Source organism: Brevibacillus daliensis (assembly GCF_021245735.1).
Lineage (GTDB): Bacteria > Bacillota > Bacilli > Brevibacillales > Brevibacillaceae > Brevibacillus_B > Brevibacillus_B daliensis.
The window spans coordinates 1-11,353 of record NZ_JAJISB010000050.1 but is presented as its reverse complement, the minus strand read 5'-3'; the positions used below and the strand labels follow the sequence as shown (position 1 = coordinate 11,353).

Annotated in this window: 9 protein-coding genes and 1 pseudogene; 3 read left to right on the top strand and 7 right to left on the bottom strand. The window is 35.6% G+C overall.

The features are described from left to right. Positions 1–362: 362 nt before the first annotated feature. Both LM917_RS23320 and LM917_RS23315 read right to left on the bottom strand, forming a co-directional pair. Complete coding sequence (locus LM917_RS23320) at positions 363–1,781, bottom strand: hypothetical protein (RefSeq protein ID WP_232700107.1); 1,419 nt, start codon at positions 1,779–1,781, stop codon at positions 363–365. A gap of 348 nt (positions 1,782–2,129) precedes the next feature. Beyond that, a complete protein-coding gene (locus LM917_RS23315) occupies positions 2,130–2,663 on the bottom strand; it encodes a hypothetical protein (RefSeq protein WP_232700106.1) in 534 nt (177 codons plus the stop codon). 618 nt (positions 2,664–3,281) lie between these two features. Here LM917_RS23315 and LM917_RS23310 point away from each other — a divergent pair. Next, positions 3,282–3,872 (top strand): hypothetical protein, encoded by a 591-nt coding sequence (locus LM917_RS23310; RefSeq protein ID WP_232700105.1) that lies wholly within the window; start codon positions 3,282–3,284, stop codon positions 3,870–3,872. Positions 3,873–3,942: 70 nt separating this feature from the next. On the opposite strand, the gene LM917_RS24540 is transcribed toward LM917_RS23310, so the two are convergent. The 3 genes and pseudogenes from LM917_RS24540 to LM917_RS23300 form a co-directional block, all read right to left on the bottom strand. Further along, positions 3,943–4,071 carry a hypothetical protein gene (locus tag LM917_RS24540; RefSeq protein ID WP_255668561.1) on the bottom strand — a complete coding sequence of 43 codons (129 nt, stop codon included), beginning with the start codon at positions 4,069–4,071 and terminating at the stop codon, positions 3,943–3,945. A 58-nt stretch (positions 4,072–4,129) separates the two neighbouring features. Continuing rightward, positions 4,130–4,839, bottom strand: a pseudogene (locus LM917_RS23305) (N-acetylmuramoyl-L-alanine amidase family protein). A 705-nt stretch (positions 4,840–5,544) separates the two neighbouring features. Further along, a complete protein-coding gene (locus tag LM917_RS23300) occupies positions 5,545–6,609 on the bottom strand; it encodes an LCP family protein (protein ID WP_232700104.1) in 1,065 nt (354 codons plus the stop codon). 1,661 nt (positions 6,610–8,270) lie between these two features. On the opposite strand from LM917_RS23300, the gene LM917_RS23295 reads away from it, so the two are divergent. Beyond that, positions 8,271–8,570, top strand: a complete 300-nt coding sequence (locus LM917_RS23295) for a DUF5316 domain-containing protein (RefSeq protein WP_232700103.1) — start codon at positions 8,271–8,273, stop codon at positions 8,568–8,570. A 1,212-nt stretch (positions 8,571–9,782) separates the two neighbouring features. Here the strand turns inward: LM917_RS23295 and LM917_RS24535 are convergent. After that, positions 9,783–9,917, bottom strand: coding sequence for a hypothetical protein (locus tag LM917_RS24535; RefSeq protein ID WP_255668560.1), 135 nt, complete (start codon positions 9,915–9,917; stop codon positions 9,783–9,785). A 199-nt stretch (positions 9,918–10,116) separates the two neighbouring features. Next, positions 10,117–10,308: a hypothetical protein gene (locus LM917_RS23290; protein ID WP_232700102.1), complete on the bottom strand. Its 192-nt coding sequence runs from the start codon at positions 10,306–10,308 to the stop codon at positions 10,117–10,119. Positions 10,309–11,076: 768 nt separating this feature from the next. On the opposite strand from LM917_RS23290, the gene LM917_RS23285 reads away from it, so the two are divergent. After that, complete coding sequence (locus LM917_RS23285) at positions 11,077–11,313, top strand: tyrosine-type recombinase/integrase (RefSeq protein WP_255668558.1); 237 nt, start codon at positions 11,077–11,079, stop codon at positions 11,311–11,313. Positions 11,314–11,353: the final 40 nt, after the last annotated feature.

The window sequence follows — 11,353 nt, the reverse complement described above, 5'->3', positions numbered from 1 at the left end:
TTTATTTATTAAACCTGTCTACTTAAAGGGGAGCATATCATTATCTGAGCGGTCTTCCTTAAGAACTGGTATCCATCAGAAATTCTCATCATTCTTTTATTTGATCAGCTGGAACGGGTGACCTAACTCCCCTTTCTGTACTATAAAGAAGGGCTACCGCTGACACATTATCCCTTGCATGAACAGAGGCTGCCTTTTGAAAGCCAGGAATAAGGGAGCGCTCTCCATTAGCAAAAAAAACGTTTATGTTCTGCGACTCCCTTCTATAGCTTTCAGAGAACGGCGGACCGGACCGTGAAAACAGGGTATAAAAAAACCCTGTCCTCCGCAAAAGAGACAGGGTTTAGGTTTGACCATCGTTTTCATTTCATCGGCAGATTTTTGCGTAAGGATATCACATAATATGAATCCCGCAGCTCTGTTGCCAGCACGTCTTCACCTACCACTATATGCGAGACTTCTCCCTTCTCAAACAGCAGCGGGATTGCTTTGTTTAACCAGTCAATTACTTCCTTATCAGTCATGGCGGCTTTCATTGTTTTGTTCAGACCGTGTTCCGTGCTGATCGACGCAAACTGTAACATGTACTCAACTCTTTCTTCATACGGGACGTTTGCGTGTATCTTCAATTCTGCGATCTTCACATTTTCCGATCGGCCTACCAGCGTGAGCACGATATCGTTGCGTTTGTTTCTGCCCACGTTGATTGCCTTCCCACTTTGATCGCGTTCTTCTGTAAAATCAAGAGCGATTTTTACTTCCTTTCCATTTATGTTGATAGGTTCTTCATCAACAAAATAGAACTTGAAATCACTCAGCGACATTCCCACTCCTTCATAAGGCGGAATCGCATAAATTTTCTGAGTTGAATCCTTTGGTTCATCCTTCGCTGTTTTTGTCTTATCGTCTACTACTTTGAGAACAATTTCCTTATTATTTTTATCATAATAATAATCGTAATGTTTTCCTTTATGAGAAAGATGAAGCGCTTGATCTTCTTCCTCTCTTAGTTTTTTCAAGGCATCGCTGGACCATTTTGTCGCCTCCTCAATCTCCACATCAGGCATTGTCATTTTCAAAAACCCTAACAGGGCGATTGAATTTTTCATATGACTTTCAACATCATTCGTCTCTTTAAGATGGAGGGAAGCCATTTTTACCTTTTCATCGTGGATGACAGCTTCAAATGTGAGCAGATTATCTTTTTCTTTTCCTTTGAAAATCTCGGTTCTAGCGGTAATCTTTTCAGCTTTCCATGTAAACGCAAAGATTTCGCTTGTCATCTTGTTTTTAAACTCATCACGTGGCACATTCAACGCATCTTTCTTGTTGTACATGTCGTCCACCAGAGAGATAGCCGTTGCTTTCGGATCCCCAATCGTTTGAACTTCATCCACGTATGTCCAAATTTGATCGACACGCACATTTATTAGGATGATGTCTTCAAATTCTTTTACGACTTGCAGCGTCTTTTTTTGGTTTGGGTCGTCAATCGTAATTTCCCTTGTCGACTTGTCATCTAAAAGGATTTTGATTCGATTGAAATCGAGATCTTTCTCCTGCACTTTATACTTGTGTTCCGTCGCCTCACCTTCTTGCAGCACGATAATCTTGTCTTGGCTAATATAGTAATGGATGTCAGGATACTTAGGATCATCTGATTCTTGCACCCAATGACCCAAAATACCGCTGGTCAATGCAGCCTCCTTTCCGGAACAAGCACTCACTAGAAATGCAAACATGATGAATATTGCCATTACCAACCATTTTCCCTTGAACATCTAATCTTCCTCCAAGAATTAAATGAATTCAATAAATACTACCATATCCCCCACATATTAAATGCTAATTCGCTTCTAACCTCTGAATCTAAATTCGTTCCCATTACTTCTTTCAAAAAATTTTGTCAAATCCTTCTTAAGGTTTTATAGATCGGTAGATTCGGCCTTGACTGAGTGTCAGGGCTTTCTCTTTCCAAATTATGAATATTGTTATTGTTTAAATGCAGGATGCTCCCAATAAGTATCAGCAATTTTCGGGTAGTTTTCCCGAATAAAGTTTTCCCAATTTATTTTCTCAAATATTTCCCTTGTTAAGGTGATTTTTAGAACAACTCCATCCTCTGTTTTTCAATATGCATCTGTTATTGGTAGCTGCCAAAATAGCGCTGCTTCCTCTACTTCCGGTATACTGAAAAGCACTTTGAATACGTCATCACTTTGCATTAGTATCCCATGTCTGACCATGCTGTTTGTGAGATTTTCGTCAGCGTTCATCTTAGCAATGACAATTTTATCTCCTTCTTTTGCAGTCCCTGCATGATCGTTTACCTGTAGCTCGACAATACGATCTTTATCCATATTCGTTTTGTCTTTCACAGCTTCAATAATACTATTATTGATACGGTCCTCTATGGATGGTTCCACTGGTTTTGGTGCAGGTGCGGGCTGAGATTCCGCCGCAGTTGCAGTTGTTGTTTTTGCGCTATCCACTGAAGCAACAGGCTTAGTTTTATCATCATTAGCATTTGTAATTACTACGATCAGTGCGATGACTGCCCACGCTGAACCGAACGTTTTTCCAGTTTTACCGATCTTATTCCATTGAAAAATAATCATTATGTATGGTATAAAAATCCATCCAAAGAATTTTAGTATTTTCATTGTTTCGTTCTCCCTTCTTTAGATATAGTAAAATAGGACTACTAAAATAATACTACTTTTCATTCTATACTGATAGTCAATTCAGAGAATGCTAAATTATTTGTATCGAACTATTTTATTTTGTCACACATCACTATCCAAATAAAAAAGGTGCGAGTTTATTACATAAAAAAACTTTCAAAATATTAAAAATAATCATTGTACTTTGTACAACTTTAATATAAATAAGTCATAAGGAGTTGAACAGCTTGGAGTTTTAGGATTGGTTAGCATTAATCGCTTTCCTCTACTTGATCAATACTATATTAAACGAAACATTTATGGTTATGGATATTCGTATAATAATAAAGGGAAACCAACTACTGGTACATATGTTTATGGTGAAATCGCAATAATTAGAGGGACTACGGAAGATTTTGCTAAACATGATAGAGTAAAACTATAAATTCATGAATTTGGGCATACACTTGGTCTAGCACATAATGATGATTGGTGGACTGATTCTATTATGGATTATGACGATATTTGGAGTAGTAATATGTATGGTCCAACAAATTATGATAAAGATGACTTAAGAGATTTATATCCAAAATATTAATTGAAAAGGAGCTTAAAAAAATGAAAAAAGTTTATACTGTAATCACTGTATTAGCATTAGCAGTAGGATTAAGTTCTTCTTTCATATATAGCGAAATTAATAGTGCTACATCTTCACATGGACACGCACTTGCTAAATCTTTTAAATCAACTGAAGAAATTGTAGAAGATGCGAATTTAATTGTTAACGCTGAGATTGATAATAACTACACTGTAGAAAAATTTAATAGAACAGTTTTCCACGTCTATAAGATCAAAATAAATAAACTTTATTCGAATTCGTCAGAACAAGAAATATCAGAAGGGGATACACTTGAACTTTTCCAATTAGTTGGAGTCACTACTCCTATTGGTGAAAATATTGCCTATCTCTTTGATGAAAAAAATGTGGAAATTTCGCAAGGAAATTATCTATTGTTTTTGCACAGCGAATATGATGAAAATTTCCAAAAAAACACCGTAACCTCAATAACATCAAATCAATTGTTTAAAGCTGAAAATAAAAGATCTTTAAGTAATTCAAATATTTTTAATGACGTATGGGAACAAAAAAACATCCCATCGATAAATGAAGAAGAATTAATGGAGATTGTCTCTAGTAAGAACAAATAGGATTCGAATATTAATACTATATTATTTAGGAGAATCCCTCCAACGGTTTTATCCGAAGGAGGGATTTGCTTTACTCGGTTTTGTTTTTAAAATTATTCAGTGTAGCTGCCAACACTGCTGCACATGCAGCTACACCATTTGCAATTGCATTGATCTGGTCATCTGAGATAACGCTGTATCCAAGTGTCTCGGCCAGCAATTTAGCAGCACCCAACAACCCTGCAACAAAAACTACAACATTACCTTATTTTTTCATACTACTTCTCCCCTTTTCTAATGCGATTTAAGATTGATAAAGTTGCTCCCCAGCTGATTGGCTTGTCCAACTCGTGTGAATGATCTGAATTAATAATGCCAGCAGCCATAAGCTCGTCATGGTCTGGCTTTGCCCAGTGATCATTGGTTTGTTTTTCTGATAGATTCATGGCTTTAGCAATCCCCTCTGCTGTGGCACGAGCCACTTTGTTTATGAATTGATCGTCACGCAATAGTGCAGACTCTGTTGGATTTGAAATAAACAGGTACTCTAGCAAAACAGCATCCATGTGAGTATCACGTAGGACTTGCAAGTCTTTCTCTTGCTTGCCTCTATCACGAATGCCGTATTCCTTTACCACACTGGTTATCTGGTCATGGATGATATCTCGAATTTTCCCCGTTTTTCTAGTTGAATGACCTGGGTAAACATATGAATCAAAGCCGTTAGAATCAGGCTTCAATGAAATTAGGTGTAAGCTTAAAGGCAGTTTTTCTCCTAGTCGGTTAGTTAACTTTGCACGATCTCCTAAAGAAACGAAAGTGTCATCAGAAGGGTAAGATGTACATTTACGTTGTACTCAGCTGACAAGATTTTGTGTACTTCCATACCGATCTTGAGTACATAATCTTTCTCTTTTAGACTGCCGTTGTGCGCCCCAGGATCGCTTCCGCCATGACCGAAATCCAAAACTAAGATCGGTTTATCCACAGAAGGAGCGACTTGGGCACGGTAGCCTACGAATCACTTCTGATGTGTACGCACATATCTCTAAAAAAATCGAAGTGGACTCAATGAAGAAATTTGAAAACTATATTAGCAAAATTTATGAGAAGCAAAAAATTTGTGGGTGTTTTGTGGATGATATTGTGGGTGCGCTAAAAAGAATCAATCACCCACAACAACTAAAAACCCCTCACACCTACAGGCGCAAGGGGTTTGACACATCTTACCGTGACATATATTGATTACGCTCCCACTCGTGGACGCGTGTGCGGAACAAGCGCCCGTATTTCATTGCTTATCACGACTACGTTAAAACCCAGTTAAATCAGTAATCTGTACTGTGGTTTTTTTCGTACCATTACATGTTTCTTCATATATATGGGGGCAGGAATGGGGGCAATTAGCTCATACGCCTAGGGTTCCTATAATATACAAAAGACCACCTTTTAATATGGGGGCACTGAAAATCTTACGATTTTCCGAAGGAATTAAATAGCTGCATCAAAAAAGACGGCTCAAATTCATTTCTTGAATGTAAGAGTCGTCTTTTTTACCATTTTCATCGGTTTATTATTTTGTTTTTAATCCGTTAATTTCAATATTCTTTTTAAGTTTACAGTGAATATAGCCAGTGCCCTCTGAACTGTGACCCGCAAGAGGGTCACAGTTCAATATAATTATAATGGATTTTTAATCTCCAGCAATAATGTCTAAATCATGTGCTTCAATATCCTTTTTATAAGGGTTTATTGTTTTTTTAACAAGTTCAACAATTGCGTCCTTGTCCAAATATTCATAGTACATAGGTAGACCACTTGTACCGGCGGTAGGTAGAGTATAGGTTGATAGCGCTTCTGTTCCTTTAATTTTATTAAGCTGACTTGCAAACCATAACATATTTTCTGGTTTAATATCGCTATCTACACTATCAGTAAATATTTCAATAAATTCAGGAATCTTTAATATATTTTCCGGTTTTATCAATTTATCAAGTATTGCCTTGATGACCACCTGTTGATTTTCAATACGCTGATAATCACTGATAATATTATGACCATTATTACCTTTTCTGTAGCGTGCAAATAATAAGGCCTCTTCACCATCTAGGTGTTGTTTTCCTTGCTTTAGATTAATATGTAGATCCTGTGTTGGGTCGTCATACTTCATATCTAATGGTACGTCAACCTCTACTCCACCAACAGCGTCCACTATTCTAACAAACGCATCAAGATCAACGCTAACATAAAAATCTGGAACAAACCCTATTATTGTTTTAGCCTCCCTTTTTAACTGCTCAATACCTCCCTCTTTTCCACCTCCATATAGAGTACCAGCTGGATATGCGGCGTTTATTTTCTTAACTTTACGCTTAACATTTACCTTACTGTCACGCGGAATACTTATAATGTTTGATTCTTTGTTAATTCCATCATAAGAAGCTACCATTATAGTATCTGTATTAATACCTCCGTCCAAGCCAACTAATAGAAAAGTATAAAATTGTTCTTTTCTGTCTTCAGTTGTAAAGCCCTCAGGAGCTCGCAAACCATTGCCTATAAACATATCATCTGCATTACCATCCGGCGGTAGAAATGCAATTTCATTTAAATTAATATTTACATCGTCTTGTGGAATACTTGGAGGCTTTATTAAACTCGTAAAAAGAAATGTTCCTGCAATCAAGACAGTGATTACAATCATGGTTATCTTGAAAAATTTACTTTTTTTGGTGTGTTTATTACTTTTATTATTCAATTGCATAATACTCCTTATATTAATATATCATTAGACAAAACAAGACAGATTTCGACTATTTCATTTTATAATATAGTATTATATTTTATAAAAGTTATCAATTAATATCTTAATGTTAGATTTTAAATAATAGTCGATCTTTATATATAACGGTTTTGATTTACAGGAAAATGAAAACGAGTGCTTTTCAGATAAAAATGTAAAGATTTTTAAATATTGAAATAATATTATTTTATTGGTAAATCCCCCGTTAAATCAACATTTTGATCAATCCGCTTTTCATATCATTTAATAAGAGTTCATGAATTTGTAGGTGTTTATTTGGTGATTTGAAATACTGTGTAGGGTATATCAGAAAACGGTAGCACACTATGCTTTAGCATTCAATTATATGCAAAAGACCTCCAATTTCCAAGGCGATCTTTTATTAGTTCTTTTCAATTTTCACCTTGTCATAAACTGGTATCCACCAGAAATCCTCATCGTCGTTCTTCAGTTTGATCTGTTGAAATTTCTGGTTATAGTAAATCATCGTTTCTTCGGGTTATACTCTCTTCCTAGTTTTATATATCGATCCAGATCAACTACACCTATATATGGATGACTTAAGGAAATGGAGTTCTACAGTGATACCACAGTGAACCGCACTCCAAGATGTCAGTTTCTTCTCTACATATCCACTATACAATATGCCATTCAAGTTGAATGGTCATTATTGTACACTGGATACGTACATGTCACGTTCAGACTATTTTTTATATAAATATTATAAATAATTCCTTTATAATTTACATTTGTTGACAAATAAGTATTTTATATTGTAATTTTAAGTTATATAATTTTTACGACAATAAGATTGAAATGGGTTACTGTATGAAGAAAGAAACCTTTCACTCTTCTCTATCTTTACATTAGTATCATCTCTTTTAGTTGGTAGTTCTTTTGCACAAACGTCCATTGATATTCACAATGTTAATGAAAGAAAAATAATTGAGTCGAACGAAGAAATTACAAACCTTATTATTTTATATGAAATGGCAAAAGTTAATAAAAGTGATATGTTAATTGCAACTCCTTCCAGTCAATCAAAAAACCTCAACATAGAAAAACTTTCCTTTAAGGAATTGATGTTTCCCAGCTTCTGCAAGTTGCAGAGGATGGTGCACGAAATAGAATTGAATCATATGCACTACCAAATTTGTAGTTTCCTAAGATACTTCAAAGAGCGACTCTAATTGGGACAGCACCAAAGGAGTTGAAGCATAATCGACAATTTACTTGGATAAGTATAATGATAAAAATGGTAAACTCCATTACCTTCTCGTAAGTGCTAGTGGACAATGGAATATTCAAGGTTCTCAATACAGTATTTCTGATCGCAAAGTAACTTTAGAAACAACTGGATTTAGAGCTCTATTGGACAATATGTCACACAAAATAAATCTTGGAATCTAACATCAAATTCCTTTGATTACCCAGCCCCAACAAATTGGATACCTGCCGTTCCTGGTTATATAGGAGCAACAATGAAAGAAACGATTAAAAGAAATACTTTTAGTTCAACTTGGGACTTTACCTTTGTAAATCAAATAAATTAGAAGTATAACAATATCACGGTAGTTAACTGACATGATTTGCATTTTCTAAGGAGGTTAAATTAAGTGCTACGTTCATTATATACGGGCTTCGCACTTTTACTTTTCACCGTCTTACTTGCTACAATATTTAATGACATCTATCTTATCGTTAATATTTCTGGAGGAATCGGTGCTTTAAGTATATTATTATCAATGATTTTTTCTGGATTATTAGTCAGTGGTGATAATTTACGAGCTAACTATGCAATAGAAACAAATGAAGACAGGCGAAATAGAAGTAAATGGATGCTTCGGTTCGCACTTTTCGGACTACCAAACTTTATAGCAGTAATAATTGTGGTTTACTTCACCAAATTTTCATAGTATTTAATACTTTCAACTGATTGGATCATTGAAAATAGACAATTTTTGAAATTAAGCGGAGTATCGTCACTGAAAATTAGGATGAGGAATCCGACTCTAAAAAATCCATCTTAACAAGAAAAGTGGTTCAACGATCTCATATAAAGTTGCTTAGAGTTACTTAGCACATAGAAGTATAATTTTAGCTAGGTTAATAAAAAGACAACCATCGATACCTTCCCACTAATCAAAAAATTGTTTAAATTAAAGATACTCCCTAGAAACAATTCTTACCCTAAAAATTGTTCCTTTTCACCATGTACTGTAGGTTCTTGATCTCCATTCATAGTTTCTCACATAATGAAAACATCGTCTCATAAATGGTTTTATCATATAATACATTAACATAAAAAACCCCCTCCAAAGATAGGTGAATCTTTTGATTGAAAATTTCTATAACGAGAGTAAAAACATCCCGTATAGTCGCTATCTCCTTTTTAACTTTCTTTCATCGGTTACATTTGGAAAAAATAATCTAATTGAGAAATACAAAAAGAAATTAAACGAACAAATATCATCTGGAAGAAATATTAGATAGACCAAAGAATGCTAAATGATGAATATCTATGAGCGATGTTCAACTTTCTAGCATTCAGAATCAATTAATAAAAATCCCTCCAACGGATGAACTGAACTGTGACCCGCGAGAGTGGCACTTTTTTTCAAATTGTCCATCTAACGGCTCACAGTTCAAGGCGAAGGGGTTTGCCACTTCTTACAATGACATATATTGGTTACGCTCCCACTCGTGAACACGTGTACGAATAATATACAACCGTTTTATTAAGATTATTTAGATTGATAAATCCTCGTTAAATCAACATTTTTTGGCGCTCCATTCCCAACAACGTTTTGGTTTCCTTCTGATGCTCCAGCTCTTTTTTGATTGGATGCATCTTTTTGTAATGTGTTGCATACATCCTTTCCCCACCTTTGTCTCTGCTTCCTACTCTTGATTGTCGGATAGTTTACACCATGCTTATCAGCAAGTTCCGACAGTGTTGTATCGGTTGTTTCATACTCCTGCCTAATTGCTCCTCAGTTGATTGACACTACATTCACCTCGCCTCCGATTGTTTGTGTTTGTTTTGCAAAAGAAAAAAGCACCGGTTAAGGTGCATTTTCTAAAGTATTAAAATAATTTATTAACATTTAGGAGAAAACGCTCTTTCTTTAGCAATCACTCAGTGGATCATGGAACTCGCGAGGAATATAGGCTTCAGCCTCCTGCATTGCGAAAGCTGACTGAGAAACGGACAACAAACTTACTACAGCAAACGCTGATAGTAGAATCTTTTTAATCTTCATATCAAAACCTCCTTTACAATTTAGAATTACATTACCATAAATTGGCATATAAAGTACTATATTAAAGGAAATTTAATAAGAAAAAGCATCACTCGGGTGCAATATCGAAGCAAGTTATTCTATCAAACCTTATTTATTTTTGAACGTGCCTCTTTTATTTGTATAGTCTAGAATAATTCTTGTAAAGCCAATTAGTAAATCAACTATCCTTATTATATAATTGTGATTTAATTTCTCCAAATGTTAAAGAAGAATTCTTTTTACTTGCAGATAATCCGAAATATTCTAATCCTTTAATAAGTCCTGTCTTAGTTGCAGTTTCATTTATTACTTTTCCCTTTACTGCTTTGACAAAAGCACTCTGAGAAACATACGTGCTATAATATTCCACAGGTTCACTTCTTACATCGCCTACTCACTTTCTCCTCCATAATGTGGTTGGTTATATTTTTGTAGATGCAATCATTCCGAAGAACAACGGTAGCAGACTTGATCAATTCTCTACTCCCTATGAAGCAGAAGAGTTTCGCAGTGCAGCTATCGAGGGTTTCATGCCGTTATGGAAAGAAGATCAGTTTCAGGACTTTATTTCAGATCAGAACACTCATAAACAATTCGTAAATGATTTGGTACCAATGCCACTTGCAGTATAAGAAGAAAAAATACCCTTCTCACCTAGCTGGCCAGAAGCTCCTTGTGCCTTACTGCACTTCTCATTCTCCGAGAAATATGATCCATTTCGAAAAGAAGCACAAGAAAATGGATGGATCACCTCCTCTATTACGGGGGGCTACTTTCACATGTTAGAAGACCCCGTTACTGTTGGAAACACACTCATCGATCTAGTTGAACTTCTTGTGAATCGTAATGAATATTGGTGAGATAAGATGTTTGCTCCTTATCAGGAGCATCTCTTTTTTTCAGTTACCGATGTGTTAAGCAGCTACCCGCAAAGCAAGACTGCATTTATAATGACCTCCCCCCTGTTCTTGTCTTCACCTTTGAAATGAGAACAATACCTGCACTCGTCAAACGGGATATTCTCGATCACACAAACAAGCTCACCTCATGTTTGGTAAACTCAGATGTATACGCCACATCTCTAAAAAAATCGAAGAAGATTCAATGGAGAAATTTGAAAACTATATCAGCCTGATTTATGAGAAGTAAACGTCATACTCATGCAGTTCTAATGTTAGAGTCAAAAGTAGAAATGAAATTTATTCAAGAGGCTTTGGGGCATAGTTCAATGCAAGTTACATCAGATGTCTATTCCCATGTAAGTAAAACAATTGAAACAGATTCCATAAACCGCTTTGAAAAACACACTCAAAACATTTTTTCTAAGGGGGCAAAAAGACTAATCATGATAAACCTCGATTTTGCCCCCTCATAGCAAAAACCCCTTGCAGCTATTGCGCAAGGGGTTTGCCACT